The organism is Maribacter sp. X9 (genome assembly GCF_048537565.1).
In the GTDB taxonomy this organism is placed as follows: domain Bacteria; phylum Bacteroidota; class Bacteroidia; order Flavobacteriales; family Flavobacteriaceae; genus Maribacter.
This window is the reverse complement of sequence record NZ_CP183215.1, coordinates 2,228,250-2,251,237: the sequence shown is the minus strand read 5'-3', so window position 1 is coordinate 2,251,237 and position 22,988 is coordinate 2,228,250. Positions and strand designations below refer to the sequence as shown.

23 protein-coding genes are annotated in these 22,988 nt (G+C 38.6%); 9 read left to right on the top strand and 14 right to left on the bottom strand.

The features are described 5' to 3' along the window. Position 1: 1 nt before the first annotated feature. The 5 genes from ACNR9Q_RS09710 to ACNR9Q_RS09690 form a co-directional block, all read right to left on the bottom strand. Positions 2-745 carry a rhomboid family intramembrane serine protease gene (locus ACNR9Q_RS09710; RefSeq protein ID WP_419211017.1) on the bottom strand — a complete coding sequence of 248 codons (744 nt, stop codon included), beginning with the start codon at positions 743-745 and terminating at the stop codon, positions 2-4. Then, the gene (mutL, locus tag ACNR9Q_RS09705; RefSeq protein WP_419211016.1) at positions 746-2,596 is read right to left on the bottom strand and encodes a DNA mismatch repair endonuclease MutL; all 1,851 of its coding nucleotides are present in this window, start codon (positions 2,594-2,596) and stop codon (positions 746-748) included. Continuing rightward, a complete protein-coding gene (locus ACNR9Q_RS09700; protein ID WP_419211015.1) occupies positions 2,596-2,889 on the bottom strand; it encodes a riboflavin synthase subunit beta in 294 nt (97 codons plus the stop codon). Before ACNR9Q_RS09700 ends, mutL begins: the two co-directional genes overlap by 1 nt. A 138-nt stretch (positions 2,890-3,027) precedes the next feature. Beyond that, on the bottom strand, positions 3,028-3,510 hold the full coding sequence (gene ribH, locus ACNR9Q_RS09695; RefSeq protein ID WP_419211014.1) for a 6,7-dimethyl-8-ribityllumazine synthase: 483 nt from the start codon (positions 3,508-3,510) through the stop codon (positions 3,028-3,030). Next, positions 3,510-4,277 carry a tetratricopeptide repeat protein gene (locus ACNR9Q_RS09690; RefSeq protein ID WP_419211013.1) on the bottom strand — a complete coding sequence of 256 codons (768 nt, stop codon included), beginning with the start codon at positions 4,275-4,277 and terminating at the stop codon, positions 3,510-3,512. The genes ribH and ACNR9Q_RS09690 overlap by 1 nt, the downstream gene beginning before the upstream one ends. A 123-nt stretch (positions 4,278-4,400) precedes the next feature. Here ACNR9Q_RS09690 and recF point away from each other — a divergent pair, with 123 nt between their 5' ends. From recF to ACNR9Q_RS09675, 3 genes are read left to right on the top strand one after another with little or no spacing between them, the layout of a single operon-like run. After that, positions 4,401-5,480 (top strand): DNA replication/repair protein RecF, encoded by a 1,080-nt coding sequence (recF, locus tag ACNR9Q_RS09685; RefSeq protein ID WP_419211012.1) that lies wholly within the window; start codon positions 4,401-4,403, stop codon positions 5,478-5,480. Further along, positions 5,480-5,899 carry a hypothetical protein gene (locus ACNR9Q_RS09680; RefSeq protein ID WP_419211011.1) on the top strand — a complete coding sequence of 140 codons (420 nt, stop codon included), beginning with the start codon at positions 5,480-5,482 and terminating at the stop codon, positions 5,897-5,899. The genes recF and ACNR9Q_RS09680 overlap by 1 nt, the downstream gene beginning before the upstream one ends. Continuing rightward, on the top strand, positions 5,899-6,195 hold the full coding sequence (locus tag ACNR9Q_RS09675) for a DUF721 domain-containing protein (protein ID WP_419211010.1): 297 nt from the start codon (positions 5,899-5,901) through the stop codon (positions 6,193-6,195). The genes ACNR9Q_RS09680 and ACNR9Q_RS09675 overlap by 1 nt, the downstream gene beginning before the upstream one ends. A 129-nt stretch (positions 6,196-6,324) precedes the next feature. Here the strand turns inward: ACNR9Q_RS09675 and ACNR9Q_RS09670 are convergent, their stop codons facing one another. Beyond that, a complete protein-coding gene (locus ACNR9Q_RS09670; protein WP_419211009.1) occupies positions 6,325-6,744 on the bottom strand; it encodes a nucleoside-diphosphate kinase in 420 nt (139 codons plus the stop codon). A 310-nt stretch (positions 6,745-7,054) separates the two neighbouring features. Here ACNR9Q_RS09670 and ACNR9Q_RS09665 point away from each other — a divergent pair, with 310 nt between their 5' ends. Genes ACNR9Q_RS09665 through ACNR9Q_RS09655 form a run of 3 tightly spaced genes read left to right on the top strand, consistent with a single transcriptional unit; the run spans position 7,055 to position 9,769 of the window. Further along, positions 7,055-8,071, top strand: coding sequence for a DHH family phosphoesterase (locus ACNR9Q_RS09665; RefSeq protein WP_419211008.1), 1,017 nt, complete (start codon positions 7,055-7,057; stop codon positions 8,069-8,071). After that, a complete protein-coding gene (gldI, locus tag ACNR9Q_RS09660) occupies positions 8,068-8,619 on the top strand; it encodes a gliding motility-associated peptidyl-prolyl isomerase GldI (protein WP_419211007.1) in 552 nt (183 codons plus the stop codon). The genes ACNR9Q_RS09665 and gldI overlap by 4 nt, the downstream gene beginning before the upstream one ends. Before the next feature lie 13 nt (positions 8,620-8,632). Next, entirely contained in the window at positions 8,633-9,769 is a 1,137-nt protein-coding gene (locus tag ACNR9Q_RS09655; protein ID WP_419214267.1) for a peptidylprolyl isomerase, read from the top strand. A gap of 55 nt (positions 9,770-9,824) precedes the next feature. Here ACNR9Q_RS09655 and ACNR9Q_RS09650 read toward each other — a convergent pair whose 3' ends face one another. Then, positions 9,825-11,276 (bottom strand): aminoacyl-histidine dipeptidase, encoded by a 1,452-nt coding sequence (locus ACNR9Q_RS09650; RefSeq protein ID WP_419211006.1) that lies wholly within the window; start codon positions 11,274-11,276, stop codon positions 9,825-9,827. A gap of 67 nt (positions 11,277-11,343) precedes the next feature. On the opposite strand from ACNR9Q_RS09650, the gene ACNR9Q_RS09645 reads away from it, so the two are divergent. From ACNR9Q_RS09645 to ACNR9Q_RS09635, 3 genes are all read left to right on the top strand, one after another. Continuing rightward, the gene (locus ACNR9Q_RS09645) at positions 11,344-12,411 is read left to right on the top strand and encodes a DUF3810 domain-containing protein (RefSeq protein WP_419211005.1); all 1,068 of its coding nucleotides are present in this window, start codon (positions 11,344-11,346) and stop codon (positions 12,409-12,411) included. A gap of 265 nt (positions 12,412-12,676) precedes the next feature. Beyond that, positions 12,677-15,634, top strand: coding sequence for an amidohydrolase family protein (locus ACNR9Q_RS09640; RefSeq protein WP_419211004.1), 2,958 nt, complete (start codon positions 12,677-12,679; stop codon positions 15,632-15,634). A 32-nt stretch (positions 15,635-15,666) separates the two neighbouring features. Further along, entirely contained in the window at positions 15,667-16,959 is a 1,293-nt protein-coding gene (locus ACNR9Q_RS09635) for an amidohydrolase (protein ID WP_419211003.1), read from the top strand. Positions 16,960-17,038: 79 nt separating this feature from the next. Here the strand turns inward: ACNR9Q_RS09635 and ACNR9Q_RS09630 are convergent, their stop codons facing one another. The 7 genes from ACNR9Q_RS09630 to moaA form a co-directional block, all read right to left on the bottom strand. Then, positions 17,039-17,695, bottom strand: a complete 657-nt coding sequence (locus ACNR9Q_RS09630) for a hypothetical protein (RefSeq protein WP_419211002.1) — start codon at positions 17,693-17,695, stop codon at positions 17,039-17,041. A 131-nt stretch (positions 17,696-17,826) separates the two neighbouring features. Further along, positions 17,827-19,017: a molybdopterin molybdotransferase MoeA gene (locus ACNR9Q_RS09625; protein ID WP_419211001.1), complete on the bottom strand. Its 1,191-nt coding sequence runs from the start codon at positions 19,015-19,017 to the stop codon at positions 17,827-17,829. A 66-nt stretch (positions 19,018-19,083) separates the two neighbouring features. Continuing rightward, entirely contained in the window at positions 19,084-19,860 is a 777-nt protein-coding gene (locus tag ACNR9Q_RS09620; protein ID WP_419211000.1) for a sulfite exporter TauE/SafE family protein, read from the bottom strand. Beyond that, positions 19,844-20,917: a molybdopterin-synthase adenylyltransferase MoeB gene (gene moeB, locus ACNR9Q_RS09615; RefSeq protein WP_419210999.1), complete on the bottom strand. Its 1,074-nt coding sequence runs from the start codon at positions 20,915-20,917 to the stop codon at positions 19,844-19,846. Before moeB ends, ACNR9Q_RS09620 begins: the two co-directional genes overlap by 17 nt. Then, a complete protein-coding gene (locus ACNR9Q_RS09610; protein WP_419210998.1) occupies positions 20,914-21,507 on the bottom strand; it encodes an NTP transferase domain-containing protein in 594 nt (197 codons plus the stop codon). The genes moeB and ACNR9Q_RS09610 overlap by 4 nt, the downstream gene beginning before the upstream one ends. Beyond that, the gene (moaC, locus tag ACNR9Q_RS09605; RefSeq protein ID WP_419210997.1) at positions 21,491-21,964 is read right to left on the bottom strand and encodes a cyclic pyranopterin monophosphate synthase MoaC; all 474 of its coding nucleotides are present in this window, start codon (positions 21,962-21,964) and stop codon (positions 21,491-21,493) included. The genes ACNR9Q_RS09610 and moaC overlap by 17 nt, the downstream gene beginning before the upstream one ends. Then, complete coding sequence (gene moaA / locus ACNR9Q_RS09600) at positions 21,964-22,947, bottom strand: GTP 3',8-cyclase MoaA (protein ID WP_419210996.1); 984 nt, start codon at positions 22,945-22,947, stop codon at positions 21,964-21,966. The genes moaC and moaA overlap by 1 nt, the downstream gene beginning before the upstream one ends. Positions 22,948-22,988 lie beyond the last annotated feature (41 nt).

The following is a 22,988-nucleotide window of genomic DNA, read 5'->3' as shown; positions in this document are numbered from 1 at the left end:
ATTAGTTCCATCGATTGTTATTAAACTGATTTTTCTTCCAATACCACATCATTAAAAATCCGAATATCGCACCACCCACATGCGCAAAATGAGCTATTCCTTGTCCGAATAAACTATAACCCGTAACACCAGAAAACAAATCCAATGCAATTAATACCGGTATAAAGAACTTGGCCTTAATAGGTATAGGCAAGAAAATAAGGAAGAGTTCACTATTAGGAAAAGACATTCCGAAAGCCACCAAAATACCGTAAATGGCCCCAGATGCGCCTACAACAGGCGTATTAAAAGCACTTAGGAAATTATCTATGGTGGCCTTGCCGGCTATGGAATACCAATTCGTATTGTATTGGCCTTTATTAATAATATCCAAAACGCTACTTTCGGTCAACCCAGAATTAACCAATGCATTCATCCCTTCATTGTAGTAATAATAATTCACCCCTATGTGAATCAATGCTGCACCAAGTCCGGCCGATAAGTAAAAAAACAAAAATTTGTTTCTTCCCCACATACGTTCCAACGGAGTACCAAATGCCCATAGGGCATACATATTAAATAAAATATGCATAAAGCCCCCATGCATGAACATATGGGTAATAATCTGCCAAAGTCTAAAATGCTCGTTTTTGGGAAAAAAAAGCGAAAACCACTCATACATTTGATCTCCGTACAAACTGGTCGCTATAAAAAACAGCACGTTAATTATAAGTAAGTGCTTAATAGCTTCTGTTAATCTCCCCATCTAAATAAATTTTCGATCAATATCATTTTCGGTTATCGTAATATATACTCTTCTGTTAAACGGACTTAAGGTAGTTTCCTTACAGGCAAACAAATCATTGACAAGTTTTACCTGTGAAAATTCATCTAATGTTTCTCCTGTTTTTACGGACAAAGTCTTGGCCAAGGTTTTGGCCAACATGTCGCTTTGTGAAAAACTATCTCCGGGAACTTCTTGCTGAAAATCGGATATCAACTGTTCCATAATCATTTGCACCTCACTTTCAGCAACCAACACCGGCACTCCTTTTATCTCGACACCGTCTCCGTTAAGATCCCCAAAAACAAAACCGACCGTACATAAATTTTCTTTAATATCCTTTAAAATACTAACTTCTCCCGGTGAAAAAGATAAGCTCAATGGAAATAATAATTGTTGGCTTACAGCCTCTTTTATGGTAATATTTTTTAGGAATTTCTCATAAAGTACACGCTGGTGGGCCCTATTCTGATTTATCACTACCATTCCTGATTTTATGGTGGTGATAATATATTTTTTACGCAATTGAAACGTAGTACTGGTCGTTTCTACTTCCTCTTTTTCATCATCAAAAATACTACTGTTAACGATTTCAGATTCAAATTCAAGATTACTATGATTATCGGTCTCGACCGCAATATCCAAACCTACATACATGTTCTCCCACCCTTTTGCACTCGATTTAGAATAATGACCTGTGGAATTACCTTTTGGAGGTTTTACGGCTTCGAACGGATTAAAAGAGGAGTCCACCACAACCTGTGGAATATCGACTTGCTTGTTCTTATATTCATAGGGAGTTTCCAAATTTTGATCTTGTTCAAAATCAAGCGAAGGCATTACATTGAACTGCCCTAAACTATGTTTGACCGTAGATTTTAAAATGGCATACAGCGTATGCTCATCGTCAAATTTAACTTCGGTTTTGGTTGGATGTATATTGATGTCTATAGTACTTGGTTCTACTTCTAAATTTATAAAATAGCCGGGGTGCGTGCCAGGGCGAATCAACCCCTCAAAAGCACCAAGGATGGCGTGATGTAGATAGGGACTTTTAATAAATCGGTTATTCGCAAAGAAAAATTGCTCTCCTCTACTCTTTTTAGCGAATTCTGGTTTTTGAATAAATCCGGATATTTTTACTACTTGGGTATCCTCGGATACCGGTACCAGCTTTTCATCTGTCTTTCTTCCGAAAATTTGAACGATACGCTTTCTGAAATCATTGGATGGTAATTGAAATACATCACTACCATTGTTATAGAAGTTAAACGAAACTTGAGGGTGCGCTAATGAGATTCTATGGAATTCATCCACGATATGACGATATTCTACCTGATCCGATTTTAAGAAATTTCTTCGTGCCGGTATATTAAAAAAAAGGTTTTTCACCAACATAGAGGTGCCTTTTGGTGCCACCACAACTTCTTGGCTTACTACTTTGCTGCCTTCTATTTTAATCTTTGTGCCAATCTCATCCTCTTCCGTCTTAGTTAGCATTTCAACATGTGCAATAGCAGCGATTGACGCAAGGGCCTCTCCCCTAAACCCTTTGGTATGTAAATTAAAAAGATCTTCTGCCTTTTGTATTTTCGAAGTGGCATGGCGTTCAAAACTTAAACGCGCATCGGTACCGCTCATACCTTTTCCATTATCGACAACTTGGATTAAGGTCTTACCACCATCTTTTATGATAAGTTGAATTTCCGTCGCTCCGGCATCAATGGCGTTCTCCATTAGTTCTTTTACAACCGAAGCCGGACGCTGAACCACTTCACCTGCAGCAATCTGATTGGCCACGTGATCCGGTAATAATCTTATGATATCAGCCATTATGAAGAAAAGAATATTGAGAGATCGAAATCAATGATGTATAGAAAAGCTAGTATCAATATGGCCAAAATTACCGCCATTCTAATTTTGATATTACGATCACCCTGTCGTTTAGTATCATCAAAGGCGCTATTGATTTTACCCTTTAAACCTCGTGATGGATTTAAGGTACTTCGAAATTGGTCGAACTTAGGTTCTATTTTAAAGGGATTGGGTTTGTCCTTGTTATCGTAAAACCTAGGATTGTATTCAAATTTCCTATTTTTTCGTAACCTCGTTATTTTACTCAACATACCCATAGTTTCAAAGTTACTTAAATTAGAAAAATTGGGCATACTAGGAATGCCAAAATTTGTTAACAGTAACACGCATCGAACCCAACATTCAAATTGTATACACTAAAAAATCACGGAAAGACTGTCGAAATGGAACTATTGACCCAGAAAGGCCATTTTAATCGCCGCTATAGCAGCTTCCGTTCCTTTGTTACCGTGCTTTCCACCACTACGATCAATAGCCTGTTGCATATTGTTATCGGTAAGTACACAAAAAATAACCGGTACATCGAACAGTACGTTTAAATCTTTGATTCCTTGGGCAGTTGCTTCGCAGACAAAATCGAAATGCTTGGTCTCCCCTTGAATGACACTCCCTATTGCTATGACCGCATCGACCTTTTGGGTTTGTATCAGTTTCTTGGAAGCATAGGTAAGCTCAAAGCTTCCGGGAACGTTCCATCGTATAATGTTCGACTTCTCGGCACCGCAGTCCAACAATGCCTCTTCAGCCCCAGAATATAATCCTTCGGTAATATCGGTATTCCATTCTGAAACAACAATCCCAAATCGAAGATCCTTCGCATTTGGGATTGTTGCCTTATCATAGACAGATAAATTTTTATTTATTGTAGCCATTATGCCCCGCTTTTGGCCATACCTATAAAAGCATTTATAGTATTGGCATTTTCAGATTTTGGATATTCATTCTTAATTCGCTCAAAAAAGCCCAAGGCCTTATCCTTCTCTCCCATCTCTAAAGCGGTCACCCCTGCTTTATATAAAAATTTAGGGGTAGTATATTCATTTTCACTATGGGCAACTGCCGATTCGTAATACCCTAAGGCATCTGAAGGTTGATCCAACTGCATAAAGGCATCACCTAAACCACCTTTTGCCAGTGCTCCTAAAATAGCATCGTCAGAATTGAAATCCTCTAAATACGTAATTGCCTCTTGGTACTTGTTCATATTCAAGTAGGACATTCCCGCACTATACCGTGCTAAATTCGCCGCTTTTGTGCCGCTATATTCTTCAATTATATCTAAAAAACCATACTTACCTTCTGCTCCTTCCAGCGCCAAGGTGAACAATGAATCCTTTGCAGTGGTACTTGCCAAGGCTTGATCAAAATACTGTTGAGGATAGTACATCTCATTCGCCGCACTAATTTCTTTAGGCTTAACCACGAATTGGCTATAGGCCAAGAAGCCCAGAACACTTACGGCAATAACGCCAATAGCCCCTAAGATATAATTCTGATTTTTTGAAACCCACTCCTCTGATCTGGAAGCACCTTCGTCCAACGAAGTAAATACCTCTGCGGTAGTACTTTCCTGCTCTTCGAATTCTTGCTTTTCAGCTTTGGTTTCGGGTTTAAATCCTCTTTTCTTATATGTAGCCATCTCTATTTTTATTGGTCGCGCAAAAATAAAGTTTTTATTGAAATCCTATAGTGTATTTATTCGTTATTTTTGGATATTTTAAAGTAGTTTTCGTCCATCCAAATCCAAAATCCAAGAATTTTAATGCTGCTGAGACAATTATCATTGATCAATTACAAAAATTTCGAGTCTAATGAACTGCTGTTCGATTCTAAAATAAATTGTTTTGTTGGTGATAACGGCGTTGGAAAAACCAATATTCTGGATGCCATTTACCATCTCTCTTTTGGGAAAAGCTATTTTAATCCGATTTCTTCCCAGAACATTCGTCATGGGTCTGACTTTTTTGTAATCGACGGAACTTTTGAAAAAGACGACCGGCAAGAGAAAGTAGTCTGCAGCCTAAAACGGAACAATAAAAAAATCATCAAAAGAAACGGGAAACCATATGAACGTTTTGCCGACCACATCGGTTTTTTACCCTTGGTGATTATATCACCGGCGGATCGAGATTTAATTATTGAAGGGAGCGACACCCGTAGAAAATTTATTGATGGGGTTATCTCCCAGTCTGATAAAACCTACCTACAACAACTTATCAACTATAACAAAGTAGTATCTCAACGAAATGCACTTTTAAAATATTTCGCGGCGAACCGAACTTTTAATAAAGATACATTAGCGGTTTACAACGAGCAACTGAACACCTATGGAACGGCGATTTTCGAAAAAAGGACCTCATTCTTAAAAGCCTTTATCCCGATTTTTCAAAAACAGTACAATGCCATCACAGGAAATACCGAGGAAGTCGGACTATCCTATGATAGTAAGTTATTAGACGATAGTCTGCTGAGACTACTGGAAAAAAATCTCGATAAAGACCGTGCGTTACAATACACAAGTGTCGGGATTCACAAAGATGACCTTAACTTTGAAATTAGTGGATACCCCATTAAAAAGTTCGGCAGCCAAGGGCAGCAAAAATCATTTTTGATCGCCTTAAAATTCGCGCAGTTTCATTTTATGAAAACCCAAAATCAAGTCACCCCTATTTTGATATTGGATGATATTTTCGATAAATTGGATGAACATCGGGTATCGCATATTATTTCATTGGTCAACGATGAAAATTTTGGCCAAATATTCATAAGTGACACCCATGCAGAGCGAACGGAAGATGTGGTCAAAAAAATTCATCAATCGTATAAAATATTCAAACTCTAATGGCAAAATATTCAGGTTTATTAATGCTATTACTATTTATTTCTTGTAACTCAACAGTCGATAAAGAACAATTACCCCTATTAAATGGTTACTGGGAAATTAAAGAAGTGACCTTTTCAGACGGAACCAAAAAAGAATTCAAGGTAAATAGCACGGTCGATTATATCAGCTTAGATTCAATGCACGGTTTTCGAAAAAAAGTAAACCCAAAATTTAACGGTACTTTTGAAACGTCTGATGATGCCGAGCCCCTCAGCATACGAATTTCAAGTGATTCCATTTTCATGGAATACAACACTCCTTTAAATTCTTGGAAAGAGACTTTACTTTCTCTTTCCAAATCTAATTTCTCCGTAAAAAACGATCAAGGAGTCATTTATAGTTACCAACGGTTCGAACCCATAAATATAGCCCCATAATGCCTAAACGAGAGAATGAAAACTTATCAATGAAAGAAGCTTTATCTGCTTTTATCCAAAAAAATAAATTGGAAAAAGGAATGGACAAGGTAGAAGCCAGAGAAGCATGGGCACGATTAATGGGAAATGGTGTCAATAATTATACGACGGACATTGAACTAAAAAACGACACCCTATATGTTGCTCTTTCTTCCTCTGTACTTAGAGAAGAATTGAGTCTTGGGAAATCAAAGATCATTACCATGATCAATGAAGAAATGGGAAAAGAGTTGGTAAAGAAATTAGTGTTACGCTGATCATCGATAGAAGGCAAACCAAAGAAAACGGTTTTAAAAATTAACTGGAGTTTCCCTAACTCCAAGCTCCAAAAAAAAAGCCAATCCTATGTTAAGGATTGGCTTTTTACATCTATATAGAGTTTTTACTTAGTAGATTTCTCTGCCTGCAAAATGAAAAGAGCCTTCAATAGTCGCATTTTCATCGCTATCAGAGCCGTGAACAGCATTTTCAGCAATATCCTTTGCGAACATTTTACGAATAGTTCCTTCGGCAGCTTCTGCCGGGTTGGTCGCACCTATCAATGCCCTAAAGTCCTCAACAGCATTTTCCTTTTCCAAAATAGCGGCAACAATAGGCCCTCTGGTCATAAACTCCACCAACTCCCCGAAGAAAGGACGTTCCCTATGTACACCATAAAATTCCTGGGCATCCCTTAGGCTAAGTTGTGTATATTTCATCGCTACTATTTTAAATCCAGCGGCAGTTATTTTTTCTAAAATTGCACCAATATGTCCATTCTCAACGGCATCTGGCTTTATCATAGTAAATGTTCTGTTCGTACTCATATCTAAATTTTTGCGCAAAAATACATTTTTCCCTATAACTGACAACTATTCAAAGCTTAGTTACATTTACTACTGTATCGTAGAAAAACACTATGGCTCCAAAACCTTTCTATTCAAATCACCTTCAAGTATTCTGAAGAATTAGTATAAAATCACTTTTTCATCATGCTACTTGAATCGGCCTCCAACATTAAGTGTTTAAAAGCTAGGTTAGCCTAGCTACGGCTAAAGTTCTTGAAAATTTATTCCCTCAGCTAAAATTAATGTTTTCATTTTAAAGCCTACATTATTAAATTGTATCTTTGCCGCCATGAATTTAGAGCACCTAAACGCGCTTAAAAAACTACTTTCTTCTACAAAGAAAATAGCGATTATACCTCACAAAAACCCTGATGGAGATGCTATTGGGTCTACCTTGGCACTTTGGCACTACCTGGTCAATAAAGGGCATACGGCGAGTATTATATCGCCTAATGATTTCCCTAAATTCCTAAAATGGATGCCAGGTTCTGAAACAATCCTGAACTTTGAAAGGGAAAATTCACAAGCGAAATCATGTATCGCCGATACAGATCTAATATTTACGTTAGATTTCAACCACTTAGGACGAGTAGGTCAAATGACCGAAACCTTGGAAAAAGCAAATGCAACTTTTGTTATGGTGGATCATCATCAAGAACCATCGAGCTATGCTGAAATTATGTTTTCTGATGTTACCATGAGTTCTACCTGTGAAATGGTTTATAATTTAATTAGCGAATTAGGGGACTCGCATAGTATTACCAAAGAAATGGCGAACTGTATTTATACAGGGATCATGACCGATACAGGTTCGTTCAAATTCGCAGCCACTACCAGTAATACGCATAGGGTCATTGCCGAGTTAATGGACCTAGGAGCAGAGGGAACCGAAATTCATCATCGTATTTACGACACCAATTCCCCTAGCAGACTTCACCTATTGGGTTGCGCCTTAAAGAATATGGTGATTTTAAACGACTATCATACGGCATATATAACCCTTAGCCAAGCGGAGTTGGATACCCACAACTACCAAAAAGGAGATACAGAAGGTTTTGTAAATTACGGATTAACTTTAGAAGGAATACGTTTTGCCGTCATCTTCATAGAAAATAAAGAAGAAGGTATTTTAAAGATTTCTTTTAGATCCGTAGGTGCTTTCTCGGTAAACGATTTTGCCCGAAAACACTTCAATGGTGGAGGACACACGAATGCGGCAGGTGGTAAAAGCGATGATACTATTGCCGAAACTATCGCCTACTTTACTTCGTTATTACCCCAATATAAGTATCAATTACAATCATGAGAACCAGTATAATTATTCTTCTTTTGATTTTTTTAAATAGCTGTAGAGGCCCAGAACCTAGAAAACCGGTTCAGACCAAAAGTGGAAGCTTTTTTAAGGAATCGATTGAACGAAGTCGAAAATTACTGGAAACTGAAGAAGCCCAAATACAGCAACTCATAAAAATGGACTCCCTCAAAGATTATACCCATAGTGCTTCTGGATCATGGTATCATTATTTGGCCGTTAACGATTCCGCCAACTACACACCCAAACCAGATGATCTCGTTGTTTTCAACTATGACTTGTTGACTTTGGACAATGACACTATTTATTCTAAAGATGATATTGGTGTAGTCACCTATAAGGTAGATAAGCAAGAACTCTTTCAGGGAATGCGGGATGCTGTAAAACTTTTAAAAGAAAAGGAAAGGGCCACTTTTTTATTCCCATCCTCTTTGGCATTTGGCTATCATGGAGATGAAAATAAAATAGGAAGCAATATTCCTTTAAAATCTACGATTACCATATTACAAATTGAGAAACAACAGGAAACCAAAGAAAATTAAATTGAATATTATGATTAAAAAAATGTACTTGCTTGCAGTTGTCTGTCTTATTATGGCGAGCTGTAAGACGAGCAAAAGAGCAGATTTAGGAGATGGTTTATTTGCCGATATAAAAACATCTAAAGGAGATATCATTGTTCGTTTGGAACAGGAAAAAACACCGGTTACCGTAGCCAATTTTGTTTCTTTGGCAGAAGGAAACAATCCTTTTGTTAGCGAAGAATATAAAGACAAAAAATACTACGATGGCCTTACGTTCCATAGAGTTATGAAAGACTTTATGATACAAGGCGGCGACCCTTTAGGGATGGGCACGGGTAACCCTGGTTATAAATTCATGGATGAATTCAATGATTCTTTGGTGCACGATAAAAAGGGAATTCTATCCATGGCCAATTCTGGGCCAGGCACCAACGGTAGTCAGTTTTTCATTACCCATAAACCAACACCTTGGCTAGACAATAAACACTCTGTTTTTGGCGAGGTCGTTGAAGGAATGGATGTTGTTGATTCTATAGCCAATGTTGAAGTAGCCGCAGGTAACAAACCCGTTGTGCCGGTTACCATGAATACGATAGAAATTATACGAAATGGCAAAGAGGCCCGTAAGTTTGATGCAGTTCAAGTAATGACCGACTATTTTGCCAATGAAGATGAACGATTAGCTGCTATTGAAAAAGAAAAAGCAGAGAAATTAGCAGTGGTCAATAAAATGAAAGCAGAATTCGCCACTGAATTGAAAGCTCAAGAAGAAAAAGCCAAGGTATTACCTTCTGGCTTAAAAGTTTTGGTCCTTGAAGAAGGTACTGGTAATAAACCACAAATTGGCCAACAGGTAAATGTAATGTATGCCGGATATTTAATGGACGGAACCTTGTTCGATAGCAATTACGAAGAAGTTGCCCGTAAATATGGCGTATTTGACGCAAACCGGGAGCAAGGCGGTGGTTATATGCCAATACCTATGGATTACAGTCCTGAATCGCGCTTGATTGCAGGATTCAGAGAAGGTTTGATGACCATGAAAGTGAACGACAAAGTCCGTTTGTTCATTCCATCCCATTTAGGATATGGCCCACAGGGTGGCGGGCCTATCCCGCCAAATGCAGATTTGGTTTTCGATTTGGAAATTACTGGAATAGCACAGTAAATCTTTTATAAAAGTAAAAAGCCGTTAGCTCAATGCTAACGGCTTTTTTTATGCCTTATTTTTTCGGGATAGCTTCTAAAATTTCCAGTAGAAACTTCCAGAATTTCTGAACAGAAGTTACGTTCACCCTTTCATCGGGAGAATGTGCTCCTTTTATGGTAGGCCCAAAACTGACCATATCCATCTCAGGATAATTCTGTCCTAAAATACCACATTCAAGTCCTGCATGACACGCCACTACTTTTGGTTCTTCCACAAATAGCTCCTTATACTTCTCAACGACCACCTTAAGTATTTCCGAGTCCGGATTCGGATTCCAACCGGGATACTCCCCTTTAAAATCCACTTCAAATCCTCCCAATTCAAATACAGACCGTAGCGCATGAGCCAAATCCATTTTAGCGGATTCTACAGACGACCGTGTTAAACAACCGATTTTAATCTGCCCATCCTTAACTTGCACCCTTGCGATATTATTCGAAGTTTCTACTAAATCATCAATGGCAGCGCTCATTGCATACACCCCATTTAGTGCACCATAGATTGTTTTAATAAGCTTACCTTGAGCCCCAAGCCCCATTACTAATTTCGCCGGCTTGGCTTTTTCCAAGCTGATTTTTAGATTAGGCTCTTGAATTTTAAATTCGTTCAAAATAGCTTCCGAAAGTGCTGTGAACTCATTTCGGAAAGCTGCCTCATGATTTTTCCCTAGATTGATATGCGAAATACTTTCTCTTGGGATAGCGTTGCGTAAGCCACCACCCTCCAACGAACTAATGCGCATATGATAAGGAAGTCCCAAGTAGAGTAAGCGGTTCATAATTTTATTGGCATTCCCTAGACCTCTATGAATATCCATACCACTATGCCCCCCGTTCAAACCATTAACGGTGATCTGAAGTCCAATATCACTATGGGTTGCCCGCTTCAAATGATAGCGCCTTGTAGCGGTAACATCAATGCCCCCGGCACAACCGATATCAATCTCGTCATCTTCTTCGGTGTCGAGGTTCAAAAGTATATCCCCTTTCAAAACACCTCCTTCTAACCCGAAAGCTCCGGTCATACCGGTTTCTTCATCGATGGTAAATAAGGCTTCAATTGCTGGATGTTTGATACTTTCACTCTCAAGAATGGTCATGATTGCAGCCACTCCCATCCCATTATCGGCACCTAAAGTTGTGCCTTTTGCCCTAACCCAATCTCCATCAATATACATTTCAATACCTTCATTATCAAAATCGAACTTAGTATCGGTGTTTTTTTGATGTACCATATCTAAATGGCTTTGCAATATCACCATTTTTCTATCTTCCATTCCAGAGGTGGCAGGCTTTCTTATAATCACATTACCCGTTTCATCTGAAAAAGTTTCCAGACCCAGTCCTTTTCCAAAATCCAACATAAAAGCAATCACTTGTTCTTCTTTTTTTGAAGGTCTAGGTACTGCATTTAATCTAGAGAAATTGTTCCAAACAGTTTTAGGCTCCAATTGATCAATCTTCATAAATGTATTTCACAGTTAATAATTTCAAAAGTACAGATAGAAAAAGGATTTCGCTATTTTTGAACTGATGAAGATATCGCTGAAAAATGCCATAGCCCTTTCCTTGGTTCTCCAAATAATTTTTGTGAAATGGTTAGGAAGCCATACCGATTGGGTCGAGAATTATTACAGCACCGGACTTTACCCATTCATATCCAAAATTTTCAGGAGCCTCTTCGGATGGATTCCCTTTTCTATGGGAGACCTGCTTTACTTTTTACTAATCATCATGGCTATTGTTTTTTTCATCAAAAGCAGAAAGACCATTTTAAGAAATAAACTTAAGTTTCTCAGAGACATTGTTATGGTGCTCTCGGTCGCCTACTTTACATTTCATTTGATGTGGGGGCTCAATTATTATCGAGAACCACTAGCCGTAAAACTTAAACTGACCGAAACCAAGGACTTTCAGGAGTTAATTGATTTCACAAAACAACTTATACAAAAAACTAACGAAGCTCAGTTTTTCATAACCCAAGATTCTAGCATACCCGTACATATCCCATACTCTCAAAAAGAAATGTTTCAAATTACGGTTGCCGGATATGATAATCTTAAAATCGAACATCCTTTTCTTAACTACAGTACGCCTAGTATTAAAGCATCTCTGTTTAGTACTGGTTTAACCTATATGGGCTATGCAGGGTATTTGAATCCTTTCACGAACGAGGCACAAGTAAACGGACTTCTTCCCAGTTTTAGGTTTCCTGTGGTTACCGGCCACGAAATTGGCCATCAGTTGGGCTATTCCGCCGAAAACGAAACAAATTTTATCGGGTATTTGGTGACGGCTAAAAATAAGGACAAGTACTTTCAATATGCGGCATATGCCTATGCTTTAGGGTATTGTTTAAATGATTTGCACCGTCGAGATCCAGAAATTTTCGATATGGTCTTTTCAAAATTGAGCCCTGGGGTAAAAGCCAATTTTCAAGAGATGAACGTGTTTTGGAACAGCTACAAAAACCCTATGGAACCCGTTTTTAAATCCATATTCAACTCTTTTCTAAAAGCTAACAACCAAACTGAAGGTATTCAAAGTTACAATGCCGTTGTATCACTTTTGGTTGCTTATCATAAGCAACATCCTTTGTGACCTGTGCCTTCGGTAACTGATTTCTCATGAAAAATGAATCATTCCTTCAAACGGCCCTTATGACCGCTGAGTTTCTTTTTTATATCTTAAAAACCCATTGAACATTCTTCAATGAAAACACGTTCTTGATTGTTTTTGAAAATTATTTTATGATTTAAATACGTATTACAAAATAATCACACCTTAACTGTTAAACAAAAGTGAAATAAGCCGTAAATGCTAACCATTCCAAGTATTTTTAAAAAGCTAATTCAAACCAAAAACAATGAAGAAACTATTTTTTGCGCTATGCCTTATCGGGTGTAGTTCAACCCTATTTGCACAAGATTATTTTCCCGAAAATGCGGGAGTAAAAGCAAAAAACAATAACTACACCGCTTTTACGAATGCCAAAATCTACGTAACACCAACTCAAATAATAGAAAAGGGCACATTACTCATACAAAATGGAAAAATCGTTAGTGCAGCAAGTTCGGTCAACCTTCCCAAAAATACCATTGTCGTTGATTTGGAAGGCAAATCAATCTATCCCTCGTTTATCGATATCTATTCCAAATTTGGAGTAGCGCAACCGAAGAGAAAATCCGGTGGTGGTCGATCAGCGGATTACGAACCTTCTCGTGAAGGCTATTATTGGAATGACCACATCATGCCGGAAGCGAATGCAATTGAAAAATACTCCTACGATGACAAAGAAGCCAAAACGCTAAGAGAAGCCGGGTTCGGAGTGGTAAACTCCCACATTCAAGATGGTATTGCCAGAGGAACCGGAGTCCTTATCGCCTTAAATGCAGCTGGAACGGATGCGAACCGAATTCTGGATGATACTTCAGCACAATACTTTTCATTAGATAAAAGTGTGGTTAAAGAACAATCCTACCCTTCCTCATTAATGGGTTCCTTGGCACTATTACGGCAAATGTATAGCGATGCAGACTGGTATGCCCAAGGAAACTCCAACACCACGGATCTTTCTTTAGAAGCCTTGAACGCCAATAAAAATTTGGTGCAAATTTTTGAAGCCAAGGATAAAGGCAACGACCTGCGTGCAGACAAAATTGGTGATGCCAATGGCATACAATATGTAATTCTTGGAGGTGGCAATGAATTCGAGCGTATCGATGAAATTAAAGCTACCAACGCTAAATTCATCATCCCTATCGATTTCCCCGATGCCTATGATGTCTCAGACCCGTATGCCGTAGGTTATGTGACGTTACAGGATATGCGTTTTTGGAATCAGGCGCCTACCAACCCTAAAGTTTTAGCGGATAACGGAATAACCTTCTCCTTGACTACCTACGATTTAAAATCGCCTTCCAATTTCAAAGAAAAATTGATGAAGGCCATTGAATATGGTCTTCCAAAAACGAAGGCTCTAGAAGCACTGACCTTAGCACCGGCACAAATTTTAGGAAAGTCGAATGAAATTGGTTCTTTAAAAAATGGTGCGTTCGCCAACTTTTTAATTACCTCGGGTGATATTTTTGAAAAAGATGCCACACTCTATGAAAACTGGGTACAAGGAACTAAAAATGTAATCAATGATATGAATGTTAAAGATATTCGTGGTGATTACAAGCTGAGCACTCAGGGTAAAACCTTTGACGTATCAATAACCGGTGAAATCGCAAAACCAAAAGTAGAGGTCAAACTAGACACGACAAAATTGACCTCTCAATTAGCCTATGATAACGATTGGATAAATCTTTCCTTCGCTACGGAGAAGGGAGAGAAAACCTATAGAATGACAGGAGCAATTACCCAAGCTTCCGATAATCTTACAGGTCGTTTGGTGCTACCTGACGGTACAGAAACACAATTTACCGCAACCAAATCAAAAGCCTTTGAATCTACTAAAGAGGATAAAAAATCTGAAGAAGATGAAGCTCATTCAGTTGTACCAGTTACTTTTCCAAATGTAGGGTACGGTTTCAAAAGCAAACCTAAGCAAGAAAATATCCTATTTAAAAATGCTACAGTTTGGACAAGTGAAGAAGCTGGGATTTTAGAAAATACAGATGTATTGATCAAAAACGGTAAAATCTCGAAAATAGGAAAAGATTTAGGTGCAGGTGGTGCTAGGGTTGTTGATGCAACTGGCAAACATTTGACCGCAGGTATCATTGATGAACATAGTCATATTGCTGCATTAGCCATAAATGAAGGAGGGCAGAACAGTTCTGCCGAAGTAAAAATGGAAGATGTGGTAGATCCTGAACACATGGGCATTTACCACTCCTTGGCTGGGGGAGTTACCTCAATTCAACTCCTACACGGTTCTGCCAATCCCATTGGCGGTAGATCGGCCATATTGAAACTAAAATGGGGAGAAGAAGCTGATAAGCTTATTTACGACAATTCTCCAAAATTCATAAAGTTCGCCCTAGGTGAAAACGTTAAGCAAAGTAATTGGGGCAGCAACTCCCGTTTTCCACAAACACGTATGGGGGTTGAACAAATGTTCATGAACTACTTCCAACGGGCTAAAGAATATGACACCAAAAAGAAAAGTGGTGAAGCCTACCGTTACGATGAAGAACTTGAAGTTTTGGCCGAAATCCTAAACGGCGAACGTTTTATATCGTGTCATTCTTATGTGCAAAGCGAAATCAACATGATGATGAAAGTAGCTGAACATTTCGGTTTTAGGATCAACACATTTACCCACATTTTGGAAGGTTATAAAGTAGCGGATAAAATGGTGGAACATGGTGTAGGTGCCGGCACATTCAGTGATTGGTGGGCCTATAAATATGAAGTGAACGACGCTATTCCTTATAATGCGGCCATTATGCAAAATCAAGGCGTGGTTACGGCTATAAATAGTGATGACCGCGAAATGATGCGTAGACTGAACCAAGAAGCTGCGAAAACCATAAAATATGGTGGAATGACCGAATTAGAGGCTTGGAAGATGGTGACTATCAATCCCGCCAAATTATTGCATCTAGATGAGCGTGTAGGAAGCATTAAAGAAGGTAAAGATGCCGATGTGGTTCTATGGTCTGGAAATCCACTATCCGTTTATTCCAAAGCTGAAAAAACCTTGATTGAAGGAACCACGTATTTCGACTTGGAAATGGACAAACAAAAACGTGAGGACATTAAAAAAGAACGAAACGAGTTGGTCACTATGATGTTGAAAGAAAAAGATGGTGGCAAAAAAACGCAGGGTCCAAAGCAGAGTGTTAAGCGAAACTTCACTTGCGAAAGCCTTTAATTTATACCATCTAAAACATAAAACAATTTAAAATGAAAAAATATATTTATTTACTAATCGCAATCGGGGTGGGTATACCTGTATTGGCCCAACAAACGCCGGCACCAGAACAAACCGAGGCTATAACTATCGAAGGTGCCACCGCCCATTTAGGAAATGGGGAAGTGATTGAAAGTTCACTGATCATATTCGAGGGTGGTAAACTTACATTTGTGGGTGATTCCAAAATGAAAATCGCCCGAATAGGAAAAGTAATCGATGCAACCGGAAAACATGTTTACCCAGGTTTTATAGCTCCTGCGAAGACATTAGGTCTAATTGAGATAAACGCGGTAAGAGCTACTAAAGATGATGATGAAATTGGAGACCTGATTCCTCATGTGCGCAGTTTAATCGCCTATAATGCCGAATCAAAGGTGGTGGAAAGCATGCGTCCTAATGGTGTATTATTGGGCCAAATAGCCCCATCAGGCGGAAGAATTTCTGGAACTTCATCCATCGTGCAATTTGATGCATGGAATTGGGAAGATGCGGCCGTTAAAGTTGACGATGGCGTTCATTTGAATTGGCCGGCAACTTTCAGACAAGGACGTTGGTGGCAAGGTGAAGAAAGAGGTTACCAGCCCAATAAGGATTATGCCGAACAAACCGAGGCTGTAGTCACTTTTATGAAAAATTCTTTAGCTTATGGAAAAGAGAAGTCAAAGGAATTGAATCCTGCCTTTGCTGCAATGCAAGGGATTTTTGATGGTTGGCAAAAACTGTATGTTTATGCCGATGGCGAAAAGGAAATCATTGATGCCATAAATACAGTAAAAGCTGCTGGTGCCAAAGAGGTTGTTTTGGTTGGTGGTTATCATGCCTATAAAATACCCGAATTCCTTAAGACCAATAATATACCTGTTTTGGTACAGTATACACACAATCTTCCGGTTTTTGATGATGAAGATTATGACTTGCCCTATAAACTTCCAAAATTATTGGTAGATGCAGGACTGTTGGTAGGAATTCAAAATTCCGAAGCCTCTAACTTCCAAACCAGAAACTTACCTTTTTATGCTGGTCAAGTGGTTCAACAGGGAATGAATAAAGAAGTAGCTTTACAAATGCTTACCGGTAATACGGCTAAAATTTTAGGAATAGAGGATGTTTATGGTACTTTAGAAACAGGTAAGAGCGCAACACTATTTATTTCAGAAGGTGATGCTTTAGATATGAAAGGGAATCAATTGACCCGTGCATTTATAGATGGGCGGGACATTTCATTAGAAACGCACCAAACAGAACTTTGGAAACGTTATTCCGAAAAATATGAAGGCCAGTAAAATAACTTTTATTCCTTAAAATAAAAAAGCCCACAATATGTGGGCTTTTTTATTTTCGTTTACGTCTGTTTCAATTTTATTAATCAACAGTAATCCCTAAAGCTTCAAAAGAATCCGTTCTAAAACCTAACAAGCCAAATTTGGTCTCCCCCTTTTTAATGATGGTTCCCGCTAAATTATAGTCCATTAATTCCATTTTGAATTTTTTATTGGCAGATCCAGCGGCAACCATATTTCCTGCTGCAAGTCCGGGACCTAAAATCAAACCTATGGGTGTTGAACTAGTGGTTTCCTCAAAACCGCTGGAAGAATTATATTCTGTAGTGTAGAAATTCACAGGTGTCAGTAAAAGGTACCATAGATAAGACGCGGGACTCTGTTTTAATGTTTTGAAAACATCTGCATTATCCATAATATAAATCTCTTGCCCGTTCTGATAGGTAAGTTTTACATCAGAACCAAATCTCACATCATTTTCAGAATTATTGGTAATTTTTACAGCAACAAGTTTAACTCCCTTTTTAAGTTCTTTCTTGGCATATTTTTTTATAAGTAAATCGTATTTATATTCCAATTTAATGCCATTTTCTTGGTCGGTAGAAACATAATTAAGTGTATTTGGTCGTACCATTTTATAACCAGATGCGCAACTGCTGAACAAAAACATAATTACTAAACCGATGAAAATTATTGTTGGGATTTTACCAAGTATACGACTCTTAATTCTGAAGATCATTAGTTGATTTTAAAATGATTATACTCCAAAAATAACGGGGATAAGAAACCTGATACGATGTATCGGCCAAACCGCTCGAATGTTCGTCAAATAGCAGAATAAGCAAAAATCTATTTTAAGGGCTATTATATTTAACGTGTTTCTATGAGTTGAACCAACTCACCTACGCCATAGACTGCATCTTTAGGCTCCAAACAAATAAAACCATCTGCCTTAGCCAAACTTGTAAGGTCCCCAGAACCATTTTCGTCAACCGGTGCTGCCCACACGGTAGCTTCTTTCCTTTCTATTTTAACCTGAATGAATCGGGTTAATGGAGGTGTGATTTCCAATTCTACAGAAAGTTTTGCGAAATTTTGGGTTACTGGTATTCCCCAACAGGTATGTAGCCATGGTAAAAAATACAAATGATAATTCGCAAAGGTAGAAACAGGATTTCCAGGGAAGGAAAAAATAACTGTTTTGAGTTCTTTGTGAATCCCGAACCAAAATGGTTTCCCTGGGCGTTGTGCCACCCTGTGGAATATTTTTTCGACCCCAAGTTCTTCCATAACCTCGGGAATAAAATCAAATTTTCCTTTCGAGACTCCTCCACTAAGCAAAAGCACGTCATTTTCAATCAGGGCCTTACCCAATTCTTTTTGAATGACTTGCTTATCATCCAACACATGAAGTGAAGTTGATGTTATGGATAGCTTCGATAATGCAGCTTCTAAGGTAATTCCGTTCGATTTTCTAATTTGATGGAGTTCCGGAAAAGTATCGATATCGACTAATTCATTACCCGTAGCTATCGTACATACTTTAGGGAGCCCTTTTACCAAAACGTTAGACGTACCAACCGAGGCCATAACGCCTATTTCCGCAGGAGTTATTTTGGTTCCTTTAGATAAAATAATTGCTCCTCGTTTCTCATCACTTCCTTGATAATGGATATTCTGACCTTTTTTTACCGTCTCATGAATCGTGGCTTTCCCATTTTCTATGGTAATATGTTCATACATGATAACGGTATCGGTATGTTTTGGAACAACAGCCCCGGTCATTACCTCCAAACAATTTTCAGCATTGTGTAATTGTTGCTGCGGCATTCCTGCTGCGGCTTCGCCCTCAATTACAAACTGATGGCGAGTTTGTACCAACGCCGAATATTGAATCGCAATTCCATCTTTAGTGGCGCGATCGAAAGGTGGAAAATCGCGATCTGCAGTTATAGCTTCAGCCAGAATTCTGTTCGTACTTTGTAAAAGTGGAACACGTTCAACTCCAAAATTCAACGGATAATCCAGAACTCTTTGATAGGCTTCTTTAAATGTTATCATGGTGCTAAAGATAAAACTAACGATGAAGAAAATGTCAGGATAAGAATTGTTTAAAGGCGTTACAATCTAAAATAGACCCAACCCGTTTACTAACAATACCCTTACACCAACGATAAATACTAAAAGTGCGGTGACCCTTTTGATGCCGTTTGCAGATAATTTCTTCAAGCTGATACGAATCCCCAATTGGCCACCAATCAAAACAGCTACTAACAAACAAAGCGTCTCTACCCAAGGCAGTGAAAGCGAATTACTTGTAATCAATCCGAAAAGTCCTGAAATTGAATTTACCAAAATAAAAAAACTAGCTAAGGCTGCTATTTTTACGGCCTTATCCCATTTTAGATGGTTCAAAACCGGCGCCAAAAAAATGCCGCCACCTATACCTACCAAACCGGATAAAAAACCAATACCCCCTCCTAAAAGATAATTCACATATTTCGTATAGGCTTTCACTTCTTTATTCGAATCTTTCTGAAAGAAGGTTTGTGATGCTAAAAATAATGCCGACAAAATTAACGACATCCCTAAAATAATAAAGAATACATTTTCCTTTAAGCGAAAGGTTGCTCCCAAAAAAGCCAAGGGAATACTCGCTAATACAAAAGGAACAAAATCCTTCAGTTTGGCATGTCCGTTTTTAAAATACAAGTAAGTACTGCCCGATACAACGACCAGGTTACAGACCAAGGCAATGGAACGTATGGCAAAGAAGCTTGTCAAAAAAAGGGTTAAAAACGCAAGATAACTGGATCCGCCGCCAAAACCGACAGAAGAATAGAGTGTCGCAATGAGAAAAAATCCGATACAAAGAAGCACCAGCTGTTCAATAGGTATTAGCATAGCTATCTATCTTATTCATACCCCCGATCACTTGAATAAATTCACTTTCCGGAAATAATTTCTGTAACGTAAGGATAGCTTTTCGGCTTCTAATTCCAGACTGACAAATAACATATACAGGAGATTCTCTACGAAGTTCTCCCGCACGTTTTTCCAATTCGTTCAAAGGAATATGCGTTGCCCCTTGAAGATGTAATTCTTGGAATTCTTCCAAAGTTCTAACGTCCAGTAATTCGATTGTACCATCGACCATAAGTCTTTTCACCCCTATTGCTTCAATAGTTTTGAATTGTACATCACAGTCAAAATCATAAGACGTGGCCAAACTTCTTATTTCTTTATTGTCCGGATTAAGACTGAATTTCATTCGTTGCGTTCGTTGCGATAAGCCATCGAACAATAATAAGGTGCCAGAAAGCACGTCACCGATTCCTGTCACGACCTTTATCGTTTCAAGTGCCTGAAGATTACCTACAATACCTGGTAGTATCCCTAAAACTCCATGTTCATTACAATTGGGAATAGCATCTGCACTCGGCATTTTAGGAAACAAACAACGGTAGGTTGGTCCGTTCTGGTAATTAAAAACACTCACCTGCCCTTCAAACCCGTGTAAAGCCCCGTATATGAAAGGTTTGTTTAGCAACACACAAGCATCGTTAATCAAATAGCGCGTCGGAAAATTATCCGTCGCGTCGACTACAATATCATATGATTCCAAAATATCAAGTGCGTTGGAAATCGATAAAAAAGTTTGATAAAGTTTTATGTTTGTATTGGAATTTTGAGCCTGTAATTGACTTTTGGCGGCAACAACTTTGGGCAAGCCAATCATTTTTTCAGTATAAAGTACTTGACGGTGTAGGTTGGATAAAGAAACGGTATCATTATCCACAATACCCAGGGTACCCACGCCCATAGCATTTAGATAACTTAATACTGGAGCCCCCAGCCCGCCAGCACCCACCACCAAAACTTTGGCAGATGTAAGCTTTTGCTGCCCTGCATGTCCAAAACCTTTTAAAATCGTTTGTCTTTGGTAGCGTTCTGTATTCATGGTGCAAGTTTTAAAACCGCCTCCTGGTATTCAGTTCTAGAATTTGCATTTAACAGAACCTCTTTTCTTTTAGGAAACACCAAGTTCACATCTGCATTGATCAAAAATTTTCTTGGACAGGTTCCGTTCCCTGCATTTAAATATGTTATCGACTGTTTAAGGGCTTCAGGTTCCCAAATAGCAGAAAGTGGTTCGGGCAATGGGTTTTCGGCATCGGCAAAAGCACTCGCTATTTTACCTGAATTTCTGGCAGCAATCAGTTCTTTAAGTGCTTCTTTATCCATCATCGGCAGGTCGCAGGCCAAAACCAACCAAGCAACTTCCGGAAATTTCAAATGAGCCGATAAAAGTCCGTTATAAGGCCCGCGATAGTGATCATCATCGATGATGGTTTTGTAATTCTTCGGAATTTCTTGAGCTTGATCACTACGAATACTTAAATAGGTTCGATCACACACTTCATCAAGCAATTCATATAAGTGCTCCCGTTGTGGTTTATCATGATACTGAATCAACCCTTTATCCTCTCCCATTCTCGTACTCTTCCCTCCAGAAAGCACCAATCCGTAAAGTTTAGCGTTGGAAATCATGTTTACCGCCTGTTTTTTGTTCTAGTTGTATATTTTCAATAACGATATCTTGTGATAATGCTTTACACATATCATAAATGGTAAGTGCCGCTACGGAAACTCCTGTTAAGGCTTCCATTTCTACCCCGGTTTTTTCATTACACTTAACCGTACAAGAAATCAAAAATTGGTTTTTACCAGCTACGATTTCGATATTAATCTTTGAAAGATTGATTTGATGGCATAACGGAATGAGCTCTGCCGTTTTTTTAACCCCTTGAATACCAGCAATAACAGCTGTCTGTACGATGCTCCCCTTTTTGCCGATAAAATCTTGGTCTGTCAACGATTTAAAAACCGCTTCCGGAAATAGAACCGTTCCTGTGGCCATAGCGGTGCGAACCGATGCTTCTTTTTTAGAAACATCGACCATTGTTGCATTGCCGGATGCATCTATGTGAGATAATTTTTTTTCCATCATCCGCCTATTGAAGTCATTGAATTACTGAACACATCGGCATACTTTTCTTGCGCTTCAAAGCCTGTCTTCGACCTACTGTCTACCGCCTTTAGTATGGCTGAGGTTATATTTTCCTCGGCATCATGGGCTCTCATAATATCCCTAAGATTAGTACTTGCTTTAGCATATAAACATGTAATCACATCTCCGGTAGCGGAAATACGCAAGCGATTACAACTACCGCAAAAAGTTCTACTGAACGACGGAATTACACCAAAAGTGCCTTTGAAACCGGGAATTTTATAATTAATTGAGGTAGATGTTCTAGGGGATTCTAATTTATAATAAGTTGGATGCACTTCTCTAATATGTTCTAAAATTGCTTTGAAATCCCACTTGATGGTTTGAAATTCTTTAGATCCACCATTAAAAGGCATTTCTTCTAAAAACCGGACCGAGACATTGTAATGTTTCGTCAGTTCTAACATCGGGATAATATCCTCCGTGTTTTGGCCATCCAAGGCAATGAAATTAATACGAACATTAAATCCTTCGGTAATCAATCGAATCATATTATTGTAAACCACATCGTATTGATTACGACGTGTAATACGTTCAAACGTTTCGCGGTTGATGGCATCCATACTCACATTAATGTTCTTGATACCCAACCCCTTGAGTTCATCAATATGTGGACCTATTAATGTAGCATTGGTGGTTACCGAAATATCATTTAAACCTTCCATATGGGCCATCTTGCGCAATAAGACCATCAAGTCTTTTCGCACAAAGGGTTCTCCACCCGTAATGCGTATCTTATCAATACCTTGGGAGACCATTATTTCACTCAGCTTCACCAACTCATCTATCGTAAATAGCTTGTCGTTTTTGGCGAAATTGATGCCCTCTTCTGGCATGCAGTAGTTGCAACGTAAATTGCAACGATCCGTCACGGCCAAGCGTAGGTAATTAACGGTTCTATTATGATTATCTATTAACATTTACAAGTTCAAGTTCAAAAATCAAATACAGGTTCAACAAA

Excerpts from the sequence above, each read along its gene's own strand:
- ACNR9Q_RS09710 (WP_419211017.1), bottom strand. The coding sequence starts at position 745 with ATGGGGAGATTAACAGAAGCTATTAAGCACTTACTTATAATTAACGTG.
- mutL (WP_419211016.1), bottom strand. The coding sequence starts at position 2,596 with ATGGCTGATATCATAAGATTATTACCGGATCACGTGGCCAATCAGATT.
- ACNR9Q_RS09700 (WP_419211015.1), bottom strand. The coding sequence starts at position 2,889 with ATGTTGAGTAAAATAACGAGGTTACGAAAAAATAGGAAATTTGAATAC.
- ribH (WP_419211014.1), bottom strand. The coding sequence starts at position 3,510 with ATGGCTACAATAAATAAAAATTTATCTGTCTATGATAAGGCAACAATC.
- ACNR9Q_RS09690 (WP_419211013.1), bottom strand. The coding sequence starts at position 4,277 with ATGGCTACATATAAGAAAAGAGGATTTAAACCCGAAACCAAAGCTGAA.
- recF (WP_419211012.1), top strand. The coding sequence starts at position 4,401 with ATGCTGCTGAGACAATTATCATTGATCAATTACAAAAATTTCGAGTCT.
- ACNR9Q_RS09680 (WP_419211011.1), top strand. The coding sequence starts at position 5,480 with ATGGCAAAATATTCAGGTTTATTAATGCTATTACTATTTATTTCTTGT.
- ACNR9Q_RS09675 (WP_419211010.1), top strand. The coding sequence starts at position 5,899 with ATGCCTAAACGAGAGAATGAAAACTTATCAATGAAAGAAGCTTTATCT.
- ACNR9Q_RS09670 (WP_419211009.1), bottom strand. The coding sequence starts at position 6,744 with ATGAGTACGAACAGAACATTTACTATGATAAAGCCAGATGCCGTTGAG.
- ACNR9Q_RS09665 (WP_419211008.1), top strand. The coding sequence starts at position 7,055 with ATGAATTTAGAGCACCTAAACGCGCTTAAAAAACTACTTTCTTCTACA.
- gldI (WP_419211007.1), top strand. The coding sequence starts at position 8,068 with ATGAGAACCAGTATAATTATTCTTCTTTTGATTTTTTTAAATAGCTGT.
- ACNR9Q_RS09650 (WP_419211006.1), bottom strand. The coding sequence starts at position 11,276 with ATGAAGATTGATCAATTGGAGCCTAAAACTGTTTGGAACAATTTCTCT.
- ACNR9Q_RS09645 (WP_419211005.1), top strand. The coding sequence starts at position 11,344 with ATGAAGATATCGCTGAAAAATGCCATAGCCCTTTCCTTGGTTCTCCAA.
- ACNR9Q_RS09640 (WP_419211004.1), top strand. The coding sequence starts at position 12,677 with ATGAAGAAACTATTTTTTGCGCTATGCCTTATCGGGTGTAGTTCAACC.
- ACNR9Q_RS09635 (WP_419211003.1), top strand. The coding sequence starts at position 15,667 with ATGAAAAAATATATTTATTTACTAATCGCAATCGGGGTGGGTATACCT.
- ACNR9Q_RS09630 (WP_419211002.1), bottom strand. The coding sequence starts at position 17,695 with ATGATCTTCAGAATTAAGAGTCGTATACTTGGTAAAATCCCAACAATA.
- ACNR9Q_RS09625 (WP_419211001.1), bottom strand. The coding sequence starts at position 19,017 with ATGATAACATTTAAAGAAGCCTATCAAAGAGTTCTGGATTATCCGTTG.
- ACNR9Q_RS09620 (WP_419211000.1), bottom strand. The coding sequence starts at position 19,860 with ATGCTAATACCTATTGAACAGCTGGTGCTTCTTTGTATCGGATTTTTT.
- moeB (WP_419210999.1), bottom strand. The coding sequence starts at position 20,917 with ATGAATACAGAACGCTACCAAAGACAAACGATTTTAAAAGGTTTTGGA.
- ACNR9Q_RS09610 (WP_419210998.1), bottom strand. The coding sequence starts at position 21,507 with ATGATTTCCAACGCTAAACTTTACGGATTGGTGCTTTCTGGAGGGAAG.
- moaC (WP_419210997.1), bottom strand. The coding sequence starts at position 21,964 with ATGGAAAAAAAATTATCTCACATAGATGCATCCGGCAATGCAACAATG.
- moaA (WP_419210996.1), bottom strand. The coding sequence starts at position 22,947 with ATGTTAATAGATAATCATAATAGAACCGTTAATTACCTACGCTTGGCC.